Source organism: Kiritimatiellia bacterium, assembly GCA_026417735.1.
GTDB lineage: Bacteria > Verrucomicrobiota > Kiritimatiellia > PWTM01 > PWTM01 > CAACVY01.
In genome coordinates, this window is sequence record JAOACR010000021.1 from 1 (window position 1) to 25,399 (window position 25,399).

Below are 25,399 nucleotides of genomic sequence, written 5' to 3' on the forward strand. Positions count from 1 at the left end.
ATTGAACGAGTTGGTGCAGCAACTGCGGAATGCCGAGGAGGAACGTCGCAACATGGGCGATTTGACCCATCGCCCCTACGCGACGCAGGCCTTCGCTGTGGAATGGTGGTTGCGCATGCGCGAGGTCGCTCCCGAAAGTGCCCAGCAGGTTGCGCAAGCAATGGAAACTGCCTTCGCAGAGTTTCCACATTGGATGAGCAACGAGAGACAAGAAGCGGAGCTACGCGGCCGGCTATACAAGGCACTGATCGCCGCCGGTGTTCACAGCAACGCCGTCGTCGCCTGGGCTGATGCCGTGTTGAACCTGCTGCGGAGGGCTGCTGAGTGAAAAAGACTGGTGTGCCGGAGTGGCAACCCTTGGAGCAGGCCGTGCCGCCGGACCTGTTCCGCGCCGAGGTCGAGGCCTGGGCGAAGCGCCTGGGCGTCACCCCGCGCGCGATCCGCATCCGGCCGATGAAACGCAAATGGGCTAGCTGCACCTCCGGTGGCCGGCTGACGTTCGACGCCGGGCTCTTGCGCGAACCGGTTGAATTTCGCCGCGAGGTTATTGTTCACGAGTTGTTGCATGTCAAGGTGCCGAACCACGGCAAGTTATTTCGAGCGCTGTTGAAAGCCTGTCTGGACAGTTGAAGCCCGTGCCGCTCGCGAGGGAGACGGGGTGCGAGGCCGGGAGTGAAGGGCAAGCTGGTCCTCATCGAGGTCGTGGAGGAGAGGGCGCGTACGCTTTCCAGCAGGGGATACAGATCGAGGATCGCGGCTTTGCACAGCGCGGAGCGCCGGACATTTACGATGCGGGAGGGGGAGGGAGAGCTGGTCGAGGTCAAACCACCCGAAGCCTGAGCATGAGCAGCGGCGTGCAAGTTTTGCAGCGCGGGCGTGCTGGCTTCGGTGGATGTTGCACAACGGGGAGATGGGTGGGCAGTTGACAATGGCGGTTGGCGCGCTTAGGAAAGCGCGGGGGCTGGGGCGCCTCCCAAGGATACATCGGAATGAAGGGCGAGCTGTTGAGAGTCGTCGCGGTGCTCGGGATGGCCTGCGCCGCACTTCGCGCCGCAGTGCCGAACTTCGAGCCATTCGATTATGCGACCGGCACGGCGCTGGCGAATCCGGCCAGGGGCAGCGGCTGGGGGGCGTGGAGTTTTGCGGGCAGTAGCGGCACGATGACGATTGCGAGCGGTTCGCTGATGCATCCGCAGGTGGGGTCCACGGGAGGGCGGTTGCGCGTCGCCTGGCCGGCCGGCCCGGGAACAACGACCACCGCCGACCGGGGCCTGCAGCCGCCGATGAGCGGGGGCACGTGGTACATTCGCGTCCTCGCACGCAACCTGAACGGGAACGTGCGGTATCACGGCATCGGGCGGTTCGACGGCGGCACGGAGCGGGCGCTGATCGGCCCGGCGAGCCGGTTTACGAACTGGACGCTGACGCGCGTTGCGGAATCGTGACCCGGTATTCGACGAACGTGCTGGTGAGCAGCGCGAGCCCGCTGCAGACGTCCCTGCTGGTGTTGCGAGTGGACATGCTGAGCGGGCCCGAGCGGGTGACGTTCTGGGTCAATCCGGATCTTTCGCAACCGGAGAGCGCGGCGACGGTGGTGGGGGAGCGGAGTTGGACGAGGGAGGTGGAGTACGTGAAGATCATCCGCATTCGGGTGGGCGGCGGGGGCAGGCGCGCGATGTTCGGCCATCCGACGAAGCACGCGGTGGACGAGATTGAGGTCTCGCCGATTTCGCCTTCTGCCGCGCCGCGAATTCACGCGGCCGTCTCGACGTGGGGTCTTGCGGTGTCGGGGCCAGCGGAGTATGCGGGGTGGACGCAGCAGACGAACGCCGCCGGGCTGGGCGCGGCGGGGGGGGGGGGGATGTGCCGGCGATGGAGAGCGTATCGGCGACGAATTGGCCGGCGGCGTGGTTGTCGGGCGCGACGTTTATCTGGCTGCGGTCGCCGTGAGGTGGGGGTATGAGTGCGAGTGCGTGTGGCGGTGTGCGTTGGATTGACAGACTGATTCGGTGGGTGGCGACGGCGCTCATGTGGATGCTGGCGCTGGTGGTGATGGCTGGTGCGGTCGATCTGGCGGCGACGCTCGTTCAGGACCTGTTGACGCCGCCGGTGGGCCGGATGGAGGTGGCGGAGCTGCTGAGGGTGCTCGGCCTTTTTCTGGTGGTGCTGATCGCGATCGAGCTGGTGTATGTGGTGCGATTGTACCTCGAGGAGCGGCATTTCGATGTGGAGGTCGTGTTGGTGGTTGCGCTGATCGCGATCGCGCGGAAAGTGGTGGTGTTTGATCTGGAACGCAACGAGCCGTGGCTGCTGCTCGGCATTTCGGCGGTCGTGATTTCGCTGGCGGCGGCGCTGTTTCTTTTGCGATGGTCGCGCCGGTGGGACGCGAAAACGGTCGGCGGTCAATCGTCTCCCTGAAGAGCCCGCCGAAGAGAGGTCGAAGAGCTTCCGCGGGTCCGCGGCTGCGGGCGTTTGGTCCGGTGGCCGGAGGGCGGCCGCGGGTGCTGGTGCTGGGCTCGATGCCGGGGCCGGCGTCGCTGGCGGCGGGGGAGTACTATGCGCATGCGCGGAACGCGTTCTGGCGGGTGATGGCGCGCGTGACGGGGGTGCCGGCCGATGCGCCATACCGGGAGCGGTGTGCGGGTCTGGTGCGGGCGGGCATTGCGTTGTGGGATGTGGTCGCGGAGTGCCGGCGGGCGGGCAGCGCCGATCACGAGATCCGCCACGACAGTGTGCGTCTGCAGGACGTGGCTGGATGGCTGTGTCGGCATGCGAGCGTGCACACGGTGATGTTCAACGGAGAATTTGCGGCGCGCATGTTTCGCCGGCATGTGCAGCCGCGTCTGGGCGCGCGCGGTCGGGCGCTGCGGCTGATGCAGCTGCCCTCCACGAGTCCGGCGCACGCCAGTCGTTCGGAGGCGCAGAAGACGGCGATCTGGCTGGCGGCGATGCGGAGAGCGGGGGTCGCGCCGGTCGCGCGCGCGTGCTAAGATGAGGGCGGGAGACGACGACATGACGCGACGACATCCGAAGTTCGCGGCGGTGATCGTGAGCGTGCTGGCGGTCGCGCTGTGGGCGGGTGGGGTGCTCGCACAGGCGCAGGACCTGCGGGGCGAACTGAACCGGCTGCAGACTCGGTTGCAGGCGATGGGCGACCGTGTGATTTCGGAGTCACAATGGTCGCAGTTGATTTCCGATCTCAACTCGCTGGCGGAGAGCGCGCGCGCGGCCGGCGAGGGCGGGATCGAGGTGCTGGCGGTGGTCGCGCAGGCGCGGGCGTGGGGGGATTTGCGCCGCGAGCCGGCGCGGGCGGTGTCGCTGTTGCGGGCCGCGCGCGCGCGGCATGGAGCGCAGGCATGGCCGGAGGTGCGGCAGCTGTACCTGACCGAGGCGGAGATGCTTTCCCGCATCGGCGATGCGGACGCGATTCGCCGGTTGATGTCGGAGTATCGCGCGAGTCCCGCGTACGATCCGCCGGCCTTTGCGTACAGTGCGACGCCGGATCCGGCGCCGGTGGTGGCGATGGTTCGTCCGCGCTCGCCGCAGACCGAGTCGCCGGTGATGTTGGCGATGCAGAAGTATTTCGACGCGGCGCTCGCGTCGGCCGGCGCGCGCATTCCGGACTTTGAGCTCACCGACATTGACGGTTTACAGTATTCGCCGGGCTCGATGCGGGGGCGGGTGGTGCTGCTCGACTTCTGGGTGGCGGGGTCGGTGCCGTACGAGCGCGAGATTCCGTTCCGCATCCGTGCGCGGGAACGGTATGCGGCACAGGGGTTTGAAATTCTCGGCATTTGCCAGAACCTCGATGCGGCGGCGATCCGGGAGTACATCGGGCGGCATCGAGGGATGAGCTGGCCTCAGGTGGAGGGGCGGGCCGCGCGCAACCTGATTGTACGCCTCGGCGTGCCGGGCGAAAACGCGAGTTTTCTGCTCGACCGGGAGGGGCGGATCCGGGCACGCAATCTGACCGGTGCGGCGTTGGCGGAGGCGGTGGCCCGTTTGGTGGCCGAGTCTCCGTGAGGGGTGCCGCCGCGTGCGGCGCATTCGTCGCGTTTGCGGCGGCGGTGAGCTCTGCGGGGTCACCGCCGCTGCGGATCGCGTGTGTAGGGGATAGCATCACCTTTGGAGCGGGGCTGGCCAGCGCCAGTTTGCAGAGCTATCCGGCGCGACTGGCGGAGCTGTTTCCAACCGGCCGAGTGATCGTCGGGAACTTTGGCGCGCCAGGTCGTACCCTGCTTCGGGGGGGGGATCTGCCCTATGTGCGCGACGGTGCGTTTCGTGCCGCGATCGAGTTTGCGCCAGATGCGGTGGTCATTCTGCTGGGTGCCAATGACACGCGCCCGCCGAACCGGGGCCGGCTGGGGGAGTTCAAGCGCGACGCGGCGGATCTCGTGCAGCGGTTTCAGCGGCTGGCGTCTCGGCCGGTGGTTGTGGTCGCGTTGCCGACGCCGGCGTGGGAGAACCCGCATGGTGTGGACGGCGAGCTGCTGCGGGAAGAGGTGGTTCTGCGCTGGTGCGAGGTCGCTGCGGAATGCCGCGCGCATGTGGTGGATCTGCATACGCCGCTGCGGTCCGCGCGCAGCCGTTTTCCCGATGGTGTACATCCGGATGAGCACGGTTCGCTGGCGGTGGCGATGCTGGTTTACGGTGCGCTTCGCTCGCGGCTGTTGAGCAGCGGCCTGCCGGAGAGCGATCGCGATGCGTTGGGGGGGATGGATTCGCGGTGGGGCGAGCTGTGGCCGTGGGGGGACTACGGCATGCCGAACGTGGCCGCAGCGCTGAAGGGCAACGACTGGCTGCGGCTTCACCGGGAGCGAGTGGCTGGCGCGGCCGAGCGGGGCGTGCGGCTGCTGCTGGTCGGGGATGCGTGGTTCGAGCCTCGGCACGAACCGGCGCCGGAGTGGGCGGGGACGCCTGCGGCCTGGATGGGGGTTGCGGGCGACGAGCCGGAACACGTGATGTGGCGATTGCTCGATGGCCTATCCCGCATGCCGGCGCTGCAGTATGCGGTCGTTCGTCTTTCGTGGTACCGATTGACGAGCGAGCGGCGGGAGCTGGAGTTGGCCGATGCGATTCGGGCGCTGCGGCGGTGTGGGCGGCCGGGTCTCGAGATCGCGGTGTTGTTGGGACCGTTCGAAACCGAGGCGGATCGTTGGCGCGCGGAGACGGTCTGGGCCCGCTTGGAGGAGGAAGCGCAACACCGCCGCACCGGCGCGGATGTGGTCTGGCTGGACCGGGCTGTGCCGGCGCGGAGGGAGGGGGCTGCCGGGACCGCATCTGCGATGGATCGGATGGAGCTGGTCCGACGATGGTTGGAGAGCCGGATCGGTCGGCCGGTGGAGTGAGCGGTAGCGGGTCGGCCAGCGGGGGTGTTCTGGACGCGGCGCTGGCGGAGGGCTTTCGAATTGTACTGATTGGCGCGGGTTGGGATTCCACTCGCCGGAAGATGCGCGCGCGGATGGTGCGGCTAGAGGGTGGACGGGTGGCCGCGGACGTGCGCGGGGAACTGGATGTGTGGAGCGGGGAAAGCGATCTGGCGAGGGCGCTATATGAGGGGCTGATGGATGTCGCCGCGCCGCCGCATCTACTGGTGCTCTGGGGCGGTGCGGCGAGGTCGCTGCTGGCGCGAGCCGCGACCGCGGCGATGCTCGGCACGTTTCGGGTTCTGGACCTGCGGCGCGCGGTGCTTGTGCTGAGGCCGGAGTCGCGCGCGCGGGCGGACGGTGAGGCGCTGCTGGTGGCCATGGGTGTCGGTGGGGTGGCCGACGCCGAGTCTCCGATGGATGACCGGGTGATTGACCTGTTGTGGGCGGTACTGGCGGAGGCGCAGCGGCGGGGCTGGGGGTGGGCTGAGCTGCTGGGCCGGGCCTCGGCGCCGCGATCGCTCGAGGCGACCGGCGGCGTGGCGCTGGATCCGGACGCGCTCACGGAGCTGCCCGAGGCGCCGGCGGTGTATCGGTTGCTGGATGCGGCGCGTCGGGTTGTTTACATCGGGCAGACCGGCAATCTGCGGCGGCGGGTCGCCGAGCATTTGCGGGCGACGGACGCGCCGACGCCGAAGACCGTGGAGCTGGGCCGCCGAGTGCGTGCGATCGAATATCGGCGGGTCGGGTCGGAGCTCGAGGCGCGGCTGTACGAGGACCGTTGGATTCGCCGGTGGTGCCCACCGCTGAACGTGGCGGTGCGAACACGACGCCGCCGCGGCGGTCGAGGGGCCGCATGGGCGGTGGTGATTGTGGCCCGGTCGGCGGAGGAGGGGGCGGTGGAAGTGTTTGGCTGGCGGCCGGGGTCGTCGTTGTGGCAGCTCCGTGTGCGGGAGGGGCGCATGCCGAGGCGGAGGTTGGAGGCATTGTGGGAGGTGCTGACGGGTCGCCGTCGGCGAATGCCGCGGGGCGACGGGATCACCGCCTGGGGCCGGATCGGCGCCGAGTTGGCCGCGCGAATGTTTCGTGCGCGCCGCGCGCGATGGATATGGTTGCGGCCGGAATCGTTCCCGGATGCGGAGGCGTGGCTGGCGGCGTTCGGCGTGGCGATTCGCGAGGTGAAGGCCGGCCCTCCCGAGGGGGTTGAATATCGCTGGACGGATAGCGAGGAGGTGCCGGCTGGGCCTCACCGGCACGACGTAACGGGTTGATCTTGTGGCAGGGTTGTCGTAAGCGGGCGAAGAACAGCGAGCGACGCAGATGGATCGAGGTGAAGGATGACGGATCTGCACAAACTGTTGGAACAGGTGGCGCGAGGGGAGATCTCGCCGGGCGAAGCGGCTGCGGAGCTGAATCGGCGTGTGGAGCTGGGGCTCGGCTATGCGCGGCTCGACTTGGATCGTCGGCGGCGGTGCGGCGTGCCGGAGGTGGTGTTCGGCCCGGGGAAGACGGTGGAGCAGATTGTGGAAATTGCGCGACAGCTGCTGGAGCGGGAACGGCACGTCATGGCCAGCCGAGTTTCGGCGGAGCAGGCGCGCGCGTTGTGCGAGGCGCTGCCCGGTGCGGTGTACCATTCGGCGGCGAGGTGCGTGACCGCGGATCTGGATCCGCTGCCGCCGCCGCGCGGACGGGTCGCGGTGGTGTCGGGCGGAACGGCGGACTTGCCAGTGGGCGAGGAAGCGGCGATCACCGCGGAGCGGATGGGCGCGGCGGTTGATCGGATCTGGGATTGCGGTGTGGCGGGCCTGCACCGTTTGCTGCCCCATCTGGAGACGCTGCGCCGTGCGAATGCGGTGATCGTCGCGGCGGGGATGGAGGGAGCGCTGCCGTCGGTGGTCGGCGGACTGGTGGACCGGCCGGTGATCGCCGTTCCGGTCAGCGTTGGCTACGGTGCCCATCTGGGGGGGCTTGCGCCGCTGCTGACAATGCTGAATTCCTGCGTGCCGGGCGTCACGGTCGTGAACGTGGACAACGGGTTCGGTGCCGGCGTCGCAGCGGGCCTGATCAACCGGCTTGCGGAGAGAGGGGAATGAAGATTTTGCGATGGGATCTGGTCGGGGGGATCTCCGGCGACATTGCGCTTGCGGCGCTGTTGGATCTGGGCGCGGATCGTCGGCGCGTCGAGGCGGCCGTTCGCGCATGTGGTCTGGAGCAGGTGTCGCTAGATGTGGAAGCGGTGGCCGAGGCAGGACTGGCGGGGCTGAGGGTGGCGGTCCGGGATCGAACACCGGCGGGTCCGCACGCGCATCGGGCCTGGCGGGAGATCCGCGGCTTGCTCGATCGCGCGCCGCTGTCCGCGCGGGCCCGCGAGCTGGCGCTGCGGGTGTTTTCGCGGCTCGCCGCGGCGGAGGGTCGTGTGCACCGGGTGACCGCGGACGAGGTGGAGTTTCATGAGATCGGCGCGGCGGACTCGATCGCGGATGTCGTCGGCGCGTGTGTTGCGCTTGAGCTGCTCGGCGTGGAGGCGGTGGAGACGGGGCCGTTTCCGCTGGGGCGGGGAGAGGTTCGATGCGCGCACGGCGTCTATCCGCTCCCGGCGCCGGCCGTGATCGAGCTGTTGAAGGGGTGGCCGGTGAGGATGGTCGAGGAGGAGCTGGAAACCGTCACACCCACCGGGGCGGCGCTGCTCACCGAATGGGCGGAGTCGCTGCCGGCGCGTCGCGGCGAGCGTGTGATTCGCGCGGCGGGGCTGGGGTGGGGGTGGCATCGCTTGCGGGGGCGGCCGAATGTGGCGCGCGCAGTGCTGTACGAAATGGTGGGAGACGACGCCGGGTCGCCGGACGAGTGCCTCGTGCTCGAGACGCAGATGGACGATGTGACCGGCGAGTGGATTGGCGTGCTGGTGGAGCGGCTGCTGTCGGCGGGCGCGCTGGATGTGTACACCACGGCGGTGCAGATGAAGAAGCAGAGGCCCGGCACGCTGCTGACGGTGCTTTGCGAGCCCGCGCGCCGGGACGCGATGCTGGAGATGATCTTCCGGCACAGCCCGACGCTGGGCGTTCGGGAGTACCGGGCGGATCGCGCGGTGCTGGAGCGGCGGCATGTCACCGTGAATACGCGTTGGGGGCCGGTGCGGGTAAAGCTCGGCGTCTGGAAGGGCGAGGTCGTGACGCGGGCGCCCGAGATGGAGGACTGCATTGCGCGGGGGGATGAGCACCACGTGCCGCCCCGTTGCGTGTATCTGGAGGCGTTGCGATGCACGCCGATTGCGGCCGATTCGGGGGGACCCAACGAACCTGTGCCGCTGCCATGACGGGAGCGGACTTGCAGTTGGCCCGGTTCCGCCGCGGCGCGCTCGTGGCGCTGGCGATCGCGGCGTCGGCGCCGGCGGCCGGTGTCCGGGTTCTGGATGCGGCGGTTTGGAATCCCACGAACACGACTGCGGTTCTGCAGGAGGCGCTCACTGGCGCCTGGTCGCGGGTGATCATCCGCGCTGCGCCCGGACCGTGGTGTACCGAACCGCTCGTTGTGGGCGGCAATCGTGAGATCGTTCTCGAAGCCGGCGCGGTGGTGGAGGCGCTTCGCGGCGGTTTTCACGGCTTGGGCGATTCGCTGATCACCGTGCGAGCAGTGACGAATGTGACGATTCGTGGGAGCGGCGTCCTCCGTATGTGGCCGGAGGACTACACGGGACCGCACTATCGGCCCTCTGAGTGGCGACACGCAGTGAACCTGCGGGGTGCGGTGGACGTTCAGATTGAGGGACTGCGCATCGAGCGCAGCGGCGGTGATGGCATTTACGTCGGCGCCGGCCCGAGCCGTGAGCCGTGTCGGAGAGTGGTGGTGCGCGACGTCGTTTGCGAACGGAACCATCGGCAGGGGATCAGCGTGATCACGGTGGACGACCTGCTGCTCGAACGCGTAGAACTGCGTGGCACCTGCGGCACCGCCCCAAAAGCGGGGCTCGATGTCGAGCCGAATCATCCGTGGGAACAGGTCACCGGCTGCCGGATCGTCGACTGCGTGGCGGCGGAGAATCTCGGCGGCGGCTTCGTGTTCTATCTGGCGCAGTTGGGCGCGACGTCCACGCCGGTGTCGATCCGACTGGAGCGGTGCCGCGCAGACCGCAACGGGCGGCCTGCGCTGGTGTGGACGGGTGCGCGCGAGCAAGGGCCGACGCGGGGCGAGCTGGTGGTCGTGGACTGCAAATTTCGGTCCGACTCGTTCTCGCCGGTGGAGTTTCGCAATGTGGATGCGGGGGCTGTCAGGATCGAGTTGGAGCGCGTGCACATCGAGAGCGCGGTGGTGGGGCGGCCACCGCTGACGTTGGTGGCCGAACACGGCTTTGCGGGTTGTCTGGGTGGGGTGTCGGCGCGCGAGGTGACACTGCGTGTGCCCGACGTCCGCACGATGCCGGTCGCAGTGATCTATGAGCCACCCCTGCGGCCGCTCGGCGAGCTCGGCGGCGCGGTGATGGTGGAGGAGCCCGACGGCAGGCGGCGCGGGGAACCCCTCTCCGTGGAGCGGCTCCGCGCGTGGCAACCGGAGCTCGGTTTGGCCGACCTGCCGCGCGTGAACGTATCACCGTCTGAAGTGCCTCCGCGGGGCGAGCCGCGCGCCGGTCGGTGGCCCCTGCGACATTCTGCCGTCGTGCTGGTTTGGCCGGACCGTGGCGGTGATGCGGAGTTGGAGCTGGAGGTGGGGCGTGTCGGTGAATGTGAACAGGTAGAGGTGCGCGTGTTCGACCGGCGGGATGCGGTGGTGATCCTCACCAACGTTGCTCGTGGGACCGTTACGCGATGGCGGCTCGGCCCAGCGGAATTGGCTCCGTGGCGGGTGCAGATCAGGGGTGAGACGGCCGCCTTCGTGGTGGCGAATCCGCGCGGCCACATCCGTTTTTGGGCAGAGGGCAGGGTTCATTTGTTCGGGTGGACGGGCGAGTTTGAGATTCAAGTGCCGGCAGGACCCGCCCGGTGGGCGGTGTTGGTTCGAGGCAGTGGGACGGAAGGTGTGCGGGCCGAGCTAGCCGATCCGGAAGGGCAGGTGATCGCGTCGGAGGATAACGTCGTCAAACCGACCGTGCTGTGGGGACGGCCGGTTCAGGCGGGGCGGGCGCGGCTTCGTTTGTTGCGCCCCTCGAGCGTTCGGCTGGAGGACTACTCCATCGAACTTTACGGGTGCATGCCGTGGATCGATCCGGTGCCGCTGGAGGTGCGGGCGAGCAACGGACCCCGCTCGCCGCTCAGCCCGGGTCGAGTCCAACTTTTGGATCTCGGGGGCGCTGAGCCGTCCAACGATTGGATCGGCCGACGGCTGTCGTTTGAGGACGAGGCGGAGGGAATCAGCGCCAGACCGGCTGCCGACTCACCGCGCGAAGTCAGGCCGCTCCCGCTCGAGGGCGCATGAGGCGCCTTGCGGCGCTGCGCGGGGGGCACCGCTCGGCGGAGCCTTCGGGGATTACGCGGGCGGAGCGGGCGGCTGCGGACCGCCGGGCCCAGAGGTCACCGCCTCTTCGCGCAGGCGGCGGCGGAGCAGCCACATTGCCGCGGTTGCGAGCAAGAGACTCCCGACGGCCGGTTCCGGCACCGCGACAAAGCTGAAATCATCGATGGCAAGCCCGTGGTCATTGCCGGCGTCGTTCAACTCACGAAATCGGATCCAGAGCTCCTGCCCCGGTGTCCAGCTCAGGCCGGTGACCGTGAAGCCGACACCGGTGACGCGGTTCGAGGCGAGGTTTCCATTGAGCCACGAGGCGGCGTTGAAGTTCACCGGCGAGGGCGTCGACGTGCCGCTATTCCAGGAGCCGCTCAACCAGTTCGGCGGCTGGATCGCCCATTCGGCAACCAGCGGTTGCACGTTCACATTTGCGTCGCGCCACTGCTCGACCGTGTACTCGACCTGGAACTGGCTCAGCGTGAGGCCGGTGTTGTTCTGGATTCGCACGCCCCAGTAGCCGGCGACGCTTCCCGAGGAGGGGGAACCGAAGTAGGTACCACCCGACCCGATGCCACCCAGAGCCCGCTCCGGGTCGTCGATCAGGCCGAAGCTATAGAAGCGGCCCGTTGTCGTGTCGCCGCGGTGGATGCCGATGTCCGCCGGCGTGTTCGTCAGTGAATTGACGAGGTACCATCCGGGAAGGGTGACGCCATCGGTCCACGGGGTGGTGGTGTTGTTGGGCGTGTAAGGGAGCGAATTGAAGTTTTCACTGTAGATCAGACCTGGCGCCGTGTAAGAGATCTGCGCGCGGGCCGAAACGGCCAGCCACAGCCCGGCCGTCCACGCCAGTAGGAAAACGGTTCGGAACGTCCTCATGGTCGCACCTCGATTTCTAGCGTAGTGACACGCGGAAGAATCTACCCTTGCTTCGGAGGCGGTACCGCACAGCGCCGGTTAGTTTTCCATGATGGAGCCGGGGCGGGGCGGCGAACCGCGATCGCGGAACGCCGAGCACCACCGGCCGCAAATCTGCGAGTTTCCCCCTGCTGACTGCGCACACGGGGTGGTCGGCGGGCGAAGCCGTGCTGCCGCATCGGGTGCGAGCGGTGGGGCGGGTGTCACGCGAACAGCTTGCGGACGAACTCTCCGTTGCGGCGGGCGTCGGCGACGCCATCCTTCGAAGGGCTGGAGGTTTCCAGCACCACCCAACCCGAGAACCCGATGTCCTTGACCGCCGCGGTCACCTCCTGGAAGTAGGCGGCATCCTCGTCGAGATATTTCGGGCCGTTCTTGTAGTGCAGTTGTGAGATGCGGGCGCCGAGCCGACGGATTTCGGCTGGGACGCCATAGCTCTTGGTGTTGAAAACGTCGTAGTAGATGCGGACCGCGGGGTGGCCGACCGCGTCGAGCAGCCGCTCGTTCTGTTCCGCGGTCAGTGTGTTTTCGACCGCGAGGATCACGCCGGCGTCGGCGGCGCGCGGAGCGGCCTTTTTCAGCCGTTCGACCACGACGCGGAAGTCGTCCTCCTTCAGCCGGTTGTTTTCCAAGAGACTGCCTTTGCCGAAGAACGCGACCAGGATGTTTTTCGCGCCGAGCGCGGCCGCGCCGGCGATGGTTTGCTCCAGCCAGGCGGGTGCTCGCGGGTCGCTGGCCAGCGGGTGAGAGTTCAGCAGGCCCATCATGATCGAGCAGATGGGCAACCCTGTTTCGGCCATCTCGGCCTTGTACGCCTCGATCTTTTCCGGCCGCGCGATTTCCAGTGTGTCGGCCGCGTTGCCGGCGCGAACTTCGACGCCGTCCAAACCGGCCTCCTTGGCGGCTTTCAATCCGAGTGTACAGGTGCCCACACGGATGCGCGGCGTTGCGGCGGCGACCAGGCGCGGGGAGAGTGTGGCCAACGCGGACGCGGCGGCTGAACGGGCAAGGAACGATCGGCGCGACAGGTTCATCGGGCATGCTCCTTGTGGTTGACTCTCGCAGCATAGGCGGATGGACTGACGCATGCAATCTCGCCGGTGACCACCGCCGGGCCGCATTTCGACCTCGCGCGTGCGTGGGCGTGATGGTACGGGCGCGGGGTTTGTCTCCGCTCAGGGTGATACGGCATAGTGGCGGCGTGCGGCCCCACGGGAAACGCACGAGCAAGGAGCGAACACAATGACACGGGTCACACGCAGGAATTTTTTGGTGCGCACCGGGACGATCGCCTCAGCGGTGGCGGTGGCACGAGGGGTTTCGGCGGCCGTGCGCGCGCGTTCGGTCGGCGCCAACGAGCGGCTGCGGATCGGGCTGATTGGGTGTGGAAGCCGGGGGGTGGACGCCCACATGGGGACGGTGCGCAAGTTCGCGAAGGAGATGAACGTGGAGTTCTCAGCGGTCAGCGATCCCTGGCGGCTTGCGCGGGAACGGGCGGCTGCCTGTGCGAAGGAATGGTTCGGGCGCGAGCCGAAGATGTACGTTTCCTATCGGGACCTGATCGCGGACGATGAGGTGGATGCGGTGATGATTGCCTCGCCCGACCACGTGCACACGACGCATCTGGAGGCGGCGGCGATGGCGGGGCGGCACGTGTATGTGGAGAAGCCGCTCGCGACGGAATTCGACCGGCTGGTGCGCGCGGTGGACGCGGTGAAAGCGGCGGGGATTGTCTGTCAGGTCGGCACGCAGATTCGGAGCTTGCCGACGATGGTCGGGTGTCGCGCGCTGGTGCAGGCGGGGACGTTCGGCAAAATCACTCGGATCGAGGAGGTGCGCAATGCGGAGCGCCCCTATTGGTACCACTATCTGAAGGAGGCAAAAGCGGAGGATGTGGACTGGGCGGAGTTCCTTGCGGACCGTCCGCACCGGCCGTTTCGCGCCGACGTCTTTACGGGATGGTACGGCTACTATGAGTTTTCACAGGGGCCGGTCCCGGGGCTGGGCAGCCACTACATTGACCTGGTGCATTTCATGACGGGGGCGACCGCGCCGGAGAGCTGTGTCTGTTTGGGCGGGACGTTCTACTGGCGGGACGAGCACGAGTTCACCGCGCCGGACCAGTGCCAGGCGCTGTGGATCTACCCCGAGGGGTTTTTCGTCAGCTATGTGACAAACTTTGGCAACGGCGCGGGGAACTTGAAGCGGCTGTACGGCGAGTATGGCACGCTGAAGTTTGACAACTGGTCCGCGCCAACCTACAGCGCCGAGGGCGGACCCAAGCGAGCAGAGGGGAAGATCCGGGGCGAAAACCCCGTGCCGCCGGTCGAACACCCCGACCACTTCCTCAACTGGTTGCAGTGCATTCGGAACGGGGGTACGCCCAATGCACCGATCGAGGCGGGCTATGCGCATGCGGTCGCCGTGCTCATGGCGATGAAGTCATACGAGACCGGCCGGAAGGTCCTTTACGACGCCGCCACTCGGACGCTGCGCACGGCATGACGCAAACGGTTGATGATCCGTGTGATGGTTTGACCCGTCCAGGGCGCGCTTCCGGCTTTGCACGGAGAGGTCACGGAAAGAGAACGCGGGGCGAATCAGTTCCTAACACGGGATGCGTACTGTTTCGGCAGACGGCCGGAGACCAGAGCGATGAAATCGAGGCCAAGGCCGGCGGGCGCAATCTTCGTGGACGACGGCTATCCCGAGGCCGAGGATTACGTGAACAACTACATCGCGTACGACTCGACGGACCCGGAGGACTATCGCCGCGCGGTCGCACTGGCCCGTTGCCGGCTGTGTGAACTTCGCGGTCGCTGTGATTCAGAGCCGGGCGCCTGTCCGAGGTCCGAGGGTCGCTCTCCTTTGAGCCGGTAAGGGGAGAGGCGCCGTCGGTCGGCCTGGTGGGCGAGCCGCGCCGCCCGCTGGGCGAGCTCGTACAACCGTTGTTGGCTGCGCACCCGTGCGCCGCGGGCGGGCGGTCGGAGACGTTCGTAGCTGCCGTCGCCGCGGAGTTCCCAGGCTTGGACGTTGTCTGCGGCGCAGACATCGAGGATGGTTTCGAGCCGTCGACGTGCGGCGGGGTCCACGACCTCGATGAGCAGTTCGATGCGCTTGTCGAGGTTGCGCGGCATCCAGTCCGCGCTGGAGATGAAGATCGCGGGGTCGCCGCCGCGATGGAACCAGAAGATCCGGGCGTGCTCCAGAAAACGGTCCACCACGCTGACCACGCGGATGCGCTCGCTGAGGCCGGGCACGCCGGGACGGAGGCAGCAGATGCCGCGCACCAGCAGCGTAATGGAGACACCCGCGCGGGAGGCCGCGTAGAGCGCGTCGATGAGTTCGCGGTCGGAGAGGGAGTTCATTTTCGCGACGATGCGGCCGCGCCCGCCGGCCTCGGCGTGCCGCCGTTCTCCCTCGATCAGCTCGAGCAGCCGGCGGCGGAGACCGAGCGGAGCCATTTCGATGCGGCGGAACGTTCCCGGCTGGGCGAGGCCGGTGACCGCATTGAAAAAGGCGGCGGCGTCGGCGCCGTAATCGTCGCTGGCCGACAGCAGGCTGATGTCGCAGTACTGCCGTGCGGTGCGCTCGTTGTAGTTGCCGGTGCCGAAGTGGACATACCGCCGGATGCCGCCGGCCTCGCGGCGGACCACCAGGCAGCACTTCGCGTGGACCTTGTACCCGCGAACGCCGGCGATCACCTGCACGCCGGCCCGTTCGAGCGCGCGCGCCCACTCGATGTTGCGTTCCTCGTCGAAACGAGCCTTCAGTTCGACGACGGCGGTCACCTGCTTGCCGCTTTCTGCCGCACGAATCAGCGCGGCGATCACCGGGCTGTTGCGGCTGGTGCGGTAGAGGGTCTGTTTGATCGCGAGCACATCCGGATCGTCGGCGGCTTCTTCGATGAACTGCACGACGGGGTCGAAGCTCTCGAACGGCGCGTAGAGCAACATATCCCGGCGGGCAATTTGGGGCATCAAAGGTTCGCCGCGGCGCCACGCCGGCGGGTCGGCCGGCGGCCAGGGGGCGAACCGCAGCCGCTCCGCGCCCGGGAGGTCGGCCAGCCGCATGAGGTCGGCCAACCCCAGCGGACCCGGCGCGCGCGTGACGTGGGCGGAGGGCACTCCGAGACCGGCGCGCAGCCATTCGGCGATCGCGGAGGGGACGCCGGACTCGATCTCGAGCCGCACCACGTCACTTTCGCGTCGCGCGGCGAGGATGTCCTCCATGCCTGCCAGAAGGTCGGCGGCCTGATCCTCCGCAAGTTCGAGATCAGCGTTGCGGGTGATCCGGAACATCGCGGTGTCGAGCAGTTCCGCGCCCGGCCACAGCTGCGGCGCAAATCCTCGCACCAGGTCTTCGATGAACAGCAGACGCGTGCCACCCTCGAACGGCAGCGCAAACCAGCGGGGCAACGAGCGAGGGATCGCGACGACCACCCATCCCTCACCGGCGGGCCAGGGCCCGTCCGGCGGACGTCGCAGGCGGGCCACCATGTGGAGGGTGAGGCCGGCCAGCTGCGGCCAGGCTTCGCCGTCGGGTACCGCGCGCGGCGTCAGCAGCGGCAGTACCTCGTCCTGCCAGATTCGCTCCGCGTGTCGCCGGGCCTCGCCATCGAGTTCCTCCCATTTTGCGCGGGCCAGGCCCGCGCGGCCGAGCGCCGGTTCGAGGTCCCGTATCCACAGCGCATACTGGCGCTCCACCAGGTCTCGGACGCGCTCTGCGATTGCGGCCAGCTGCTCGCGTGGCGTTCGACCGGAGATGTCGCGCTGCGCGCGGCCCTGCCGCGCCAGCATCCACAGCCCGCCGACGCGCACCATGAAGAACTCGTCGAGATTGGACGCGCTGATGGCGAGGAACCGGACCCGTTCGAGCAGCGGGATTGCGGGATCGGACGCCTGCTCCAGCACTCGGCGGTCGAACTCGATCCAGGAGAGCTCCCGGTTCAGGTAGCGCGCGCTGCGCTCGGGGCGGCGCTCAGAGCTCATCGGCGGTCTCCTCGCGCTCCGGCGCACCGACCAGTTCGAGCGTCACGCCGAACAGCTCCTCAAACATCGCGCCCTTGTCACGCAGCGCCATCCGCTCAATGGTGAGATCGCCGGCACCGGGCACCGACAGAATCACGCGGTTGTCGCGACGTTCCACGCGAACGCGGTCCACACGGCGCTGATGCGAGCGGTCAAGCGCGTCGGCGACGCGGAGCAGCGCGGCCAGCTTCTGCACCACGACCCGTTGCGGCCGCGGCAGCGCGCCGTACACGGGGTGCTCGGGGCGCGGCGGCGACTTGCGGTGGTAGCGCGCGATCAGTGCGATCAGCACCAGGTCCTCCTGCGAGACGCCGAACAACTCGCTGTTCTGGATCAGGTACATCGAGTGTTTGTGGTGGCTGCGATTGCTCACGTACAGGCCGACCTCGTGAAGGCGCGCGGCGATCTCCAGCAGAAACTCGTGCCGCACCCCCAACCCGTGCAAGTCGCGCAGCTCCCGGAAGAGCGTGACCGCGAGCGCAGCAACCTGGTCCGCGTGGCGTCGATCGACACGGTAACGGTCGGCGAGCATCCGCGCGGCGTGCCGCACGTGATCGCGGAACTCCTCCGCGAGCTCCGGCCGGATGGACATTTCGACCTCGAGCGCGGTTCGCAGGTGCGCCTTCGGCACGACGATTCGCCGCACGTGAAACGCGGCCGCGGTCTCGCTGTAGGCCAGCAGCGAGGGGCCAAGTGTTTCCGCCTCGACGAACGACAGGCCGTGTTCTGCCGCGATCTCCTCGGGGGACATTTCGAGCAACCGATCGGCGAACCGTGCCAGCCGCGCCGGGGAGAGCGAGCCGACCCGCACGCGGTCCCAGTTGTCGGTCAGGTGTTCCGCCGCGAAGCGGACGTCGCCGGAGACGGCGACCAGGGTGTTCACGCGCTGCACCGGCGAGGCCTGAACCATCTGCTGAACGGTCCGGCGGATGTCCTGTTGGAGCGTCGCCCGCTGCCGCGGGGCGGGCACGCGTCCGGCGTCGAGCGTCTCGCGGAGGCGTACCGCGCCGAGCGGGTAGGTCTCGTAGAAGCGGACACGCCCGGATTCCAGCAGCAGCACTTCGGTGCTGCCACCGCCGACCTCGACGACGAGCACCGGTCCGCGGCCGCTTCCGGCGCGGGTCCAGCGCAGGTCGCGCACGGCGAGGTAGGTGAGGCGAACGAGGTCCGCGTCTTCCGCGCACTCGACGGGGATCCCGGTGGCGACATACACACGGTCGAGGAACGCGTCGCGGTTGGCCGCCTCCTTCACGGCGCTGGTTGCGATTGCGCGGATGCAGGCGGGGTCAGTGATGCGATATTCGCGCATCAAGTCCGCGTAGCGGCGAAGGATGCGGACGCTTTCCTCGATGGTCTCGCGGCGGATCGAACCGATCGTGAACGTGTCCTTGCCGAGGCCGACTGGCTGGGAGAGTGACTCGAGCGTACGCGGAGGGCGATTCGCGGCGACTTCCGCAATTTCCATGCGAATCGCGGTCGAGCCGATGTCGAGCACCGCGACCAGACGGGGGGGCTCGGTGGCGGCGGGGGAAGGGGGGCGCGGGCTCACGCTCGGGCCGCCTCCTGCATCGCGAGCGCGGCGGCGCCGACGACGGCGGCCTGATCGCCCAGTCGAGCGGCGACCACGCGGAACGTACCTCGGAACGCGTCCATCACCTCGTCCTGTGCGGTTTCGAGAACCTCCTCGACGAACAGCTTCGGCATCGCCTCCACCAGCCCGCCGCCGAGCACCACCACGTCCGGTGCCAGCAGGTTGATCGCGTTGGCGGCGGCCAGCCCGATGTGTCGGGCGGCGCGCCGGACGATTCGTTCGACTGTCGCGTCGCCGCGGCGGATGGATTCGGCGAGTGCGCGGCTCCGGATGCGGGCAAGGTCGGTGCCGGCGAGTTTGCGCAGCGCGGGCGCCTCGCCGCGCAGTGCGGCGGCCGCGGCGGCGGCGGCGATCGCAATGCGGCTCGCCATCGCTTCGAGGCATCCGCGGCGACCGCATCCGCACAGCGGTCCGCGCGGCAGCAGCTTCATGTGGCCGATCTCCATGCAAGAACGCCGACGCCCCCGCAGCAGGCGCCCCTCATAGACACAGGCGCCGCCGATGCCGGTGCCGGGGAAAATGCCCAGCACGGTCCGTGCGCCCTGCGCGGCGCCGGCAACGTACTCTCCGTAGGTGCCCGCGTCCACGTCGTTCGCGACAACGACCGGGCAGCCGAAGGCGGCCTCGAGGCGCCGCCGCAGCGGCACGTTGCGCCAGCCGAGGTTCGGCGCGGCGAGGAGGACGCCCCGCTCGAGGTCCAGCGGTCCCGGCGTACCAATGCCGATGCCGCCCACGTCGCGGCGTGCGAGGCCGGCTTCCCGCATCACGCGGCGGATCATCGTCTCGATTTGTGTGAGCCCCTCGTCTCCATCCTCCGCTGCGGTCGACTGCCGCAGCGACGCTCGCATGCGCATCTCCGTATCGAACGCGGCGCAAAACATCTTCGTGCCACCCAGATCGAAGCCGATCCAGCATTTCGAGCTCCGCGGCGCTGTTCGAGTCATCGCTGGTGTCCTCCGGGACGGTCGCATTCTAGCGGGCCGTCGGCGCCGGGTCACTACAACCGGCGGGCGGGTCGCAGTTGAAGAGAGCGTTTCTGCCCCGTAGATTCGATGCCGCGCGGATGCGGTTTCTGCTCTACAACATCCGGTATGCGACGGGCGGTCTTCCCGGCCGGGGGCCGCTGCAGTTTTTCCGACCATCCAAGCAGTTGCTCGATGAGCTGATCGCTTACATCCGGCAGGTGAATCCGGATGTTGCCGGACTGCTCGAGGTCGATTCCGGCTCCGTCCGTTCGCGACGCCGCGATCAGTCCCGGCTCATCGCGGAGGCGCTGGGCCACAACCATGCGTACCGGTCGAAATACGCGATTGGCTCGTTCGCGCACCGCGTGCCGATCCTGCGGCGCCAGGGCAACGCGCTGATCGTGCGGGACGCGAACCGGCCGGTGCGATTCCACTACTTCACCAGCGGTGTGAAGCGGCTGGTGCTGGAGCTGGAGCTGCCCGACGTGGCGATTTTTCTGGTGCACCTTGCGCTGGGCGGACGGGTTCGGCTGCGGCAGATGCATACGCTGTATGACCTCGTTCGGGCCTCGACGAAACCGGTGCTGTTGGCGGGCGACTTCAACGCGTTCTGGGGTCGGCACGAGATCGAACTGTTCAGCGCCGCGTGCGGTCTGCGGAGCGCGGATCCCGAAAACCGGCCAACCTGGCCCAGCTGGCGACCCCGCCGACAGCTCGACGTGATTCTGCACAGTCGAGAGATCGTGGTGGAGCGCTTCGAGCTCGGCCACGTGCTGCTTTCGGACCACCTGCCGCTGATCTGTGATTTTCGAGTCACCCACCGTTCTCGTTCGACCGAAATCCTACATCAGGCGGTCACCGCCGCGCGTGAGATGTACTGACGCATCCGGCCGGCGGGTGCACGATCGCGCGGACCGGCGGCCGATCGCCGGCGAACTTCATCTGCCTGCAGGGGCGTGCGGACACCGCGGTCGAGCGCTGGAGCGCAGAGATGGAGACGAGGCAGGGGGTCGCTGGAGCGCCGACCGACCAGGTGGCACGTCGCGACATGTTCACCGGCTCGAGGAAGTGGGTGACGAGGCACCCGGCGACGGCTCGAGGAGCCATTGCGACGGTGCTCTTCGATCGCGCGACGGTGTCGCGATGCGGTCCCGCGCCCTCGGCGGCCCCGCTGTGATGTCCTCGCGGGAGGACGACGCCCCCGGCGGCCGTGTCCGCCCGTCGTGAGCGCGCCGCAACCGTGGCGGAGGCTCAGCGCTGGATCCGGGCGGAGCCGCCTTTTGCGAACGCCTCCACGTCGGCGAGCGTCGCCATGGTTGTGTCGCCCGGGAAGGTGGTCAGCAGTGCACCGTGCGCCCAGCCCAGACGAACCGCTTCTGCGGCCGGACGGCCGGTGAGCAGGCCATAGAAGAAACCGGCCGCGAAGCCGTCGCCCCCGCCGACCCGGTCGTACACGTCGAGCTGGCAAGTGGGGGCCTGGATCACCTCTCCGTTGATCCAGGCGACCGCGCTCCAGTTGTGGCGGTTAGAGCTGAGCACTTCCCGCAGCGTGGTGGCGACCACCTTTACATTGGGGAAACGTTCCACCACCGTCTGCATCATCGCCACGAATGCGCTCGGATCAAGCTTCGAGGCGGCGGCCACCTCGGGCCCTTTCAACCCGAGGCCCTTCTGCAGGTCCTCCTCGTTGCCCACCAGTACGTCCACATGTTCGACGATGCGCCGCAGTGTTTCCACCGCGCGGCTCTCCCCCCCGGACACCTTCCACAGCTTCGCACGGTAGTTCAGATCGAACGACGTCACCGCGCCCGCCGCCTTGGCGGCCTTCATCGCGGCGATCACGGTTTCGGCGGTGCTGGGCGACAGTGACGCGAAAATCCCGCCGCTGTGGAACCAGCGGACACCCTCGCCGAAGATCGCCGGCCAGTCGAAGTCGTCCGGTTTCAGCAGCGCGGCGGCCTCATTGCACCGGTTGTAGAACACTACGGGAGGCCGCACACCGAATCCTCGATCGCTGTAGACGGTCGCCATGTTCGGTCCGCGGACACCGTCGTGGTCGAAGTACTTGTAGATGCCGCGGACGCCCATCGCGCGGACGCGCTCCGCGATCAGGTCGCCGACCGGATAGCGCACCATCGCGGTGGCAATCGCGGTGCGCAGGCCGAAGCAGTCGGACAGATTGGCGGCGACGTTGTACTCGCCACCGCTGACGTGGATCCGGCAGACGGTGGCCTTGCGGAACGGGACGATGTCCGGGTCCAGCCGATGGACGAGCGCGCCGAGCGAGAGCAAATCGATCGCGCCGCCGGCGGGAATTTTCAGTTCACTGGCCATGGGAGGTCCTCCGTGGAACGGGTTGGGTACTCAGACGGTGTAGGTGCTGGCCGAGGTGGTGCCGCCGCGGCCGGTCCAATTGGTGTGGAAGAACTCGCCGCGGGGCCGGTCCACCCGCTCGTAGGTGTGGGCGCCGAAGTAGTCGCGCTGAGCCTGCAGCAGGTTCGCGGGCAGCCGTGCGGTGCGATAGCCGTCGTAGAACGCGAGCGCGGAGGACATTGCCGGCATCGGGATGCCGAGCCGGATGCCCAGCGTCACGGTGCGGCGCCAGGCGGGCAGTCCGCGGGTGACCGCCTCGCGGAAGAAGGGGTCCAGGAGGAGATTGACGAGGTTCGGGTTGCGGTCGAACGCCTTTTTGATCTCGCCGAGGAACACCGACCGGATGATGCAGCCGCCCCGCCAAACCAGTGCGATGCCGCCGTAGTTGAGGTTCCAGTTGTACTCCTTCGCGGCGGCGCGCATCAGCTGGTAACCCTGCGCATAGGAGACGATCTTCGAGGCGTACAGCGCCTGGCGGAGGTCGTTGAGAATCGCGGCACGACCCCGCTTTGGCAGTGTGGCCCGAGGGCCGCGCAGCACCTTTGACGCCTCCACGCGTTCCTCTTTCAGCGCGGAGAGGCAGCGCGCAAAGACCGCCTCGGCGATCAGCGTGAGCGGCTGGCCGGTGTCCAGCGCGGCCAGCACGGTCCATTTCCCGGTGCCCTTTTGGCCCGCCGCATCGAGGATGAGGTCGAGCGTGGCCTGGCCGTTCTCGTCGCGGTAGGCCAGGATGTCGCGGGTGATTTCGATGAGGTACGAGTTCAGTTCGCCCTCGTACCATTCCGCAAAGACCTTGTGCATCTCCTCGTTCGACATGCGCAGACCATCGCGCATCATGTGGTACGTTTCGCAGATCATCTGCATGTCGCCGTACTCGATGCCGTTGTGGACCATCTTCACGAAGTGGCCGGCGCCGTTTTCCCCCATCCAGTCACAGCAGGGCTCGCCATCGGGGGTTTTCGCGCAGATCGCCTGGAAGATGTCCTTCACATGCGGCCAGGCGGCGGGGGAGCCACCGGGCATCATCGAGGGGCCACGGAGCGCACCCTCCTCGCCGCCGGAGACGCCAGTGCCGATGTACAACAGCCCCTTGCTTTCGACGTACTGCGTGCGGCGGATGGTATCCGGGAAGTGCGAGTTGCCGCCGTCAATCAGGATATCGCCCGGTTCGAGCAGCGGGATTAGCTGTTCAATGAGATCGTCCACCGCCTTGCCGGCCTTCACCAGCATCATGATCTTGCGTGGCCGTTTCAGGGATGCGACGAGCTCCTGCGGCGACATGCAGCCGATCACGCTCAGCCCCTTCGCGCGGCCGTTCACGAAGTCAGTGACCTTGCTCGTGGTGCGGTTGTAGACCGCAACGGTGAAACCGTGGTTGACCATGTTGAGCACGAGGTTTTCGCCCATCACGGCCAGCCCAATCATCGCGATATCCGCCTTTTGGTTCTGGTTCATCTGCCGAGGTCCTTTCTGAGATCGAAGTCGTGAGACCGCGCGCTAGGGTACCGAGGGTGGTGACGTTGTCAACGGCGATCCGGAGCGGCAGCGGTCGGTTGGCGTCATTCGTCGGCGGCGTCCTCTTCGGGTTTCGGCTCGACTGTTGGCAGCGGGGAGGGCAGGAGATGCCGGGGGAGAAACGCTGCGTTTGCGATCAGCGTTGGGACCACCGCGCTGGCGATCACCGCACCGACGAGCAGCGAGTACTGCGATTGCGACACGATACCGTGCGAATAGCCGTACAGTGCGGAGATGGTGCCAAAGGTCAGTCCGGTGGACATCAACAGCGTGTAGTACCATCGCTCGCCGCGGTCACGTCGGAACCGCGCAATGACACCGTACAGGCCGAAGATTTTCGATGCGACCTTGCCAACGAGCAGCGCGAGCAGCACCAGCGGCGCTGCCGCCAGCGCCGGTACCGACACCAGGGAGCCGGCGCGCAGGAAGTAGAAGGGGGTGAGGAAGCCCACCGTCAGCGTTCGGAGGCGACGCATGAAGTGGGCGTCGGCGTCGGCGAACTCGGCCAGAACCATGCCGGCGATGTAGGCGGGCAGCACCGCCTCGCTGCCAGACCACAGCGCCAGCGCGCCGAGCGCAAAGAGCACGAAGGTGATCCACTTGGTGCGAATGGCCGCGGTCCGGAAGCCGTAGCGACGCGTGATCTCCCGGGAGAGCGGCGGCAGCGCGACGAAGGCCACTGCGCTGGCGACGATGAACACCACGGTGCGAACGGTGAACGGCGCAAAAATCACGCCGAGCGCGATCACAGTGCCGAGATCGTTGATGAAACATGCCCCGAGGATGCCCTTGCCGAACTCGGTGCGGTTCAGGCCGGTCTCCAGCATCACCGCGTAGACGACGGCCATCGACGTGGTCGACAGCGCGATGCCGGCCAGCCAGCTCGCCCGAGGGTCCCAGCCCAGCACCCACCGCGCGATCGCCGCGCATCCGAGGAACGGCGCCATGAACCCAACGAGGCCCACCACCCAAACCTCGCGCAGCTTCGTGCGCATCACGGCGGGGTCCAGCTCCGCGCCGGCCAGGAATGTGAGCAGGACCGATCCGGACGCCGCAATGAACTTCAGCCACTCCTCCTGATTCCGAATCGCGCCGGCGCCCGCGATCCATGTGGTCAACGCGGCGGCGACAACGCCCACACAGATCTCCATCAGCGCGATCGACACTCTGAGGTGATGTGCGAGCACTGCGGCGACCAGCGCCAGCCCCAGCCAGACTGCCGCATGCGCAAACAGGGTTTCCATTGCGGTGCTCCTTTTCCGGATCAGCGGTGTCCGCTCCTCACCGTTGGGGCGCGATTTGCCGCCGGCCGAACGTTGTCGCCGCCTCGGCCGGCAAGAATCGGTGGCCCATCGCGCGCGTGCGTTCGCCGCAGGATTCGAGCTCGGCGGGCTCTCCAGCGTCGCGCGCCGCCGTCGGCGTGCCTGCCTGCGGCGGGCTGGGCGACGAGCCGGCGCAACGCACTTTTGCGTTCACACGCTGCTGCAGCGATCCACGCTGATGCTTGCGATTCACGGTTCGCAGTTTCCTCGGTCTCGCGGGACCAGCGTCGCGGTCGCATCAGCCGGCGGCTTCTCCTCCGGCTGGGCGACGAATCCCTCAGTGTACACCAGCAGCGGCTCGTTTCCGAGCCGCGGCCGTGGCTCACTGTGCCGGCGGATTCGCCCACCGAGTTGGGGAGGGGGATCTTCGGCTCCGTGGCCACCTGCGCCCCGCAGGTCTTCGGCGGAAGTTGGCGGCATGGCGCTGCCCGCGACACATCCGTGTGTCCACTCGAGGGCGGCCATCTCCGGTCACATCGCCACGGCGGGGCACGAGATTCAGGGCAAAGTCGGGCTCGCGGTGATTCCGGGCCATATGCCTCTGCGATGGAAGAATGAGCCGCAGGTGAGACTCTCACGCGTCGCCATGTGGCACAACGCGGAACACGGCGGCGGGGGCGAAACGGAGACGCGACCACCGCAGACCGGCTCCTCACCGAGGCGCGCTGGATGAGCGCCGAGGGTCTGCGACCTCGGCAGACCGCAGGTCGCGTACCGTCGCTGTGGTGCGGCGGAAACGGCCGTAGGAGTTCTGCGTCCGGGGTGCGGTGGGGGCCGTCGGGGCGTGTGGGGGAGCCTCCGTTCCGAGGCGGGATTCACAACGGCAAAACCGTTTCGAGCGGCACGGAAGAGCCCGGAAGGACCGAGTGCGCGGTGCGGTCCCGAT

General features: G+C 67.9%; 23 protein-coding genes and 1 pseudogene. 15 read left to right on the plus strand and 9 right to left on the minus strand.

The genetic code is table 11. The annotated features are described in order from the left end of the window. From N2652_10795 to N2652_10825, 7 genes are all read left to right on the plus strand, one after another. A partial coding sequence (locus N2652_10795) for a type I restriction endonuclease subunit R (protein MCX7819672.1) occupies positions 1–328 on the plus strand: 328 nt, incomplete at its 5' end. Next, positions 325–630, plus strand: a complete 306-nt coding sequence (locus tag N2652_10800; GenBank protein ID MCX7819673.1) for a M48 family metallopeptidase — start codon at positions 325–327, stop codon at positions 628–630. The genes N2652_10795 and N2652_10800, both read left to right, overlap by 4 nt. A gap of 42 nt (positions 631–672) precedes the next feature. Next, positions 673–840, plus strand: coding sequence for a hypothetical protein (locus tag N2652_10805; protein ID MCX7819674.1), 168 nt, complete (start codon positions 673–675; stop codon positions 838–840). Between the two features lie 149 nt (positions 841–989). Beyond that, the gene (locus N2652_10810; GenBank protein MCX7819675.1) at positions 990–1,445 is read left to right on the plus strand and encodes a hypothetical protein; all 456 of its coding nucleotides are present in this window, start codon (positions 990–992) and stop codon (positions 1,443–1,445) included. Next, positions 1,442–1,963, plus strand: a complete 522-nt coding sequence (locus N2652_10815) for a hypothetical protein (GenBank protein ID MCX7819676.1) — start codon at positions 1,442–1,444, stop codon at positions 1,961–1,963. Before N2652_10810 ends, N2652_10815 begins: the two co-directional genes overlap by 4 nt. Further along, the gene (locus N2652_10820; GenBank protein MCX7819677.1) at positions 1,960–2,418 is read left to right on the plus strand and encodes a phosphate-starvation-inducible PsiE family protein; all 459 of its coding nucleotides are present in this window, start codon (positions 1,960–1,962) and stop codon (positions 2,416–2,418) included. Before N2652_10815 ends, N2652_10820 begins: the two co-directional genes overlap by 4 nt. A gap of 62 nt (positions 2,419–2,480) precedes the next feature. Next, entirely contained in the window at positions 2,481–2,990 is a 510-nt protein-coding gene (locus N2652_10825) for a DNA-deoxyinosine glycosylase (GenBank protein ID MCX7819678.1), read from the plus strand. 257 nt (positions 2,991–3,247) lie between these two features. On the opposite strand, the pseudogene N2652_10830 reads toward N2652_10825, so the two are convergent. After that, positions 3,248–3,400 (minus strand): annotated as a pseudogene (locus N2652_10830) (DUF2147 domain-containing protein). Positions 3,401–3,570: 170 nt separating this feature from the next. On the opposite strand from N2652_10830, the gene N2652_10835 reads away from it, so the two are divergent. The 6 genes from N2652_10835 to N2652_10860 all read left to right on the plus strand — a co-directional run bounded on the left by N2652_10835 (position 3,571) and on the right by N2652_10860 (position 10,772). Further along, positions 3,571–4,023 (plus strand): TlpA family protein disulfide reductase, encoded by a 453-nt coding sequence (locus N2652_10835; GenBank protein MCX7819679.1) that lies wholly within the window; start codon positions 3,571–3,573, stop codon positions 4,021–4,023. Then, positions 4,020–5,348, plus strand: coding sequence for a GDSL-type esterase/lipase family protein (locus tag N2652_10840; GenBank protein ID MCX7819680.1), 1,329 nt, complete (start codon positions 4,020–4,022; stop codon positions 5,346–5,348). Before N2652_10835 ends, N2652_10840 begins: the two co-directional genes overlap by 4 nt. Further along, the gene (locus N2652_10845; protein ID MCX7819681.1) at positions 5,345–6,637 is read left to right on the plus strand and encodes a nucleotide excision repair endonuclease; all 1,293 of its coding nucleotides are present in this window, start codon (positions 5,345–5,347) and stop codon (positions 6,635–6,637) included. Before N2652_10840 ends, N2652_10845 begins: the two co-directional genes overlap by 4 nt. 66 nt (positions 6,638–6,703) lie before the next feature. Next, entirely contained in the window at positions 6,704–7,459 is a 756-nt protein-coding gene (gene larB / locus N2652_10850; GenBank protein MCX7819682.1) for a nickel pincer cofactor biosynthesis protein LarB, read from the plus strand. Next, the gene (gene larC / locus N2652_10855) at positions 7,456–8,679 is read left to right on the plus strand and encodes a nickel pincer cofactor biosynthesis protein LarC (protein MCX7819683.1); all 1,224 of its coding nucleotides are present in this window, start codon (positions 7,456–7,458) and stop codon (positions 8,677–8,679) included. The genes larB and larC overlap by 4 nt, the downstream gene beginning before the upstream one ends. After that, complete coding sequence (locus N2652_10860) at positions 8,676–10,772, plus strand: hypothetical protein (protein MCX7819684.1); 2,097 nt, start codon at positions 8,676–8,678, stop codon at positions 10,770–10,772. Before larC ends, N2652_10860 begins: the two co-directional genes overlap by 4 nt. Before the next feature lie 51 nt (positions 10,773–10,823). Here the strand turns inward: N2652_10860 and N2652_10865 are convergent, their stop codons facing one another. Then, a complete protein-coding gene (locus tag N2652_10865) occupies positions 10,824–11,678 on the minus strand; it encodes a PEP-CTERM sorting domain-containing protein (GenBank protein ID MCX7819685.1) in 855 nt (284 codons plus the stop codon). A gap of 242 nt (positions 11,679–11,920) precedes the next feature. Then, entirely contained in the window at positions 11,921–12,838 is a 918-nt protein-coding gene (locus N2652_10870; protein ID MCX7819686.1) for a sugar phosphate isomerase/epimerase, read from the minus strand. A gap of 121 nt (positions 12,839–12,959) precedes the next feature. Between N2652_10870 and N2652_10875 the strand changes: the two genes are divergently transcribed. Beyond that, positions 12,960–14,222, plus strand: coding sequence for a Gfo/Idh/MocA family oxidoreductase (locus N2652_10875; GenBank protein ID MCX7819687.1), 1,263 nt, complete (start codon positions 12,960–12,962; stop codon positions 14,220–14,222). A 260-nt stretch (positions 14,223–14,482) separates the two neighbouring features. Here N2652_10875 and ppk1 read toward each other — a convergent pair whose 3' ends face one another. The 3 genes from ppk1 to N2652_10890 are packed head-to-tail and all read right to left on the minus strand — an operon-like array spanning position 14,483 to position 19,282. Further along, entirely contained in the window at positions 14,483–16,708 is a 2,226-nt protein-coding gene (gene ppk1 / locus N2652_10880; GenBank protein MCX7819688.1) for a polyphosphate kinase 1, read from the minus strand. Continuing rightward, a complete protein-coding gene (locus tag N2652_10885; protein ID MCX7819689.1) occupies positions 16,698–18,296 on the minus strand; it encodes a Ppx/GppA family phosphatase in 1,599 nt (532 codons plus the stop codon). The genes ppk1 and N2652_10885 overlap by 11 nt, the downstream gene beginning before the upstream one ends. Further along, positions 18,293–19,282 carry an ROK family protein gene (locus N2652_10890; GenBank protein ID MCX7819690.1) on the minus strand — a complete coding sequence of 330 codons (990 nt, stop codon included), beginning with the start codon at positions 19,280–19,282 and terminating at the stop codon, positions 18,293–18,295. The genes N2652_10885 and N2652_10890 overlap by 4 nt, the downstream gene beginning before the upstream one ends. Before the next feature lie 77 nt (positions 19,283–19,359). Here N2652_10890 and N2652_10895 point away from each other — a divergent pair, with 77 nt between their 5' ends. Beyond that, the gene (locus N2652_10895) at positions 19,360–20,184 is read left to right on the plus strand and encodes an endonuclease/exonuclease/phosphatase family protein (protein ID MCX7819691.1); all 825 of its coding nucleotides are present in this window, start codon (positions 19,360–19,362) and stop codon (positions 20,182–20,184) included. Positions 20,185–20,554: 370 nt separating this feature from the next. Here N2652_10895 and N2652_10900 read toward each other — a convergent pair whose 3' ends face one another. The 3 genes from N2652_10900 to N2652_10910 form a co-directional block, all read right to left on the minus strand. Then, positions 20,555–21,637 carry a PfkB family carbohydrate kinase gene (locus N2652_10900; GenBank protein MCX7819692.1) on the minus strand — a complete coding sequence of 361 codons (1,083 nt, stop codon included), beginning with the start codon at positions 21,635–21,637 and terminating at the stop codon, positions 20,555–20,557. A 30-nt stretch (positions 21,638–21,667) separates the two neighbouring features. After that, a complete protein-coding gene (gene gnd, locus N2652_10905) occupies positions 21,668–23,131 on the minus strand; it encodes a decarboxylating NADP(+)-dependent phosphogluconate dehydrogenase (protein ID MCX7819693.1) in 1,464 nt (487 codons plus the stop codon). 104 nt (positions 23,132–23,235) lie between these two features. After that, positions 23,236–24,435 carry a cation:proton antiporter gene (locus N2652_10910; GenBank protein MCX7819694.1) on the minus strand — a complete coding sequence of 400 codons (1,200 nt, stop codon included), beginning with the start codon at positions 24,433–24,435 and terminating at the stop codon, positions 23,236–23,238. Positions 24,436–25,399 lie beyond the last annotated feature (964 nt).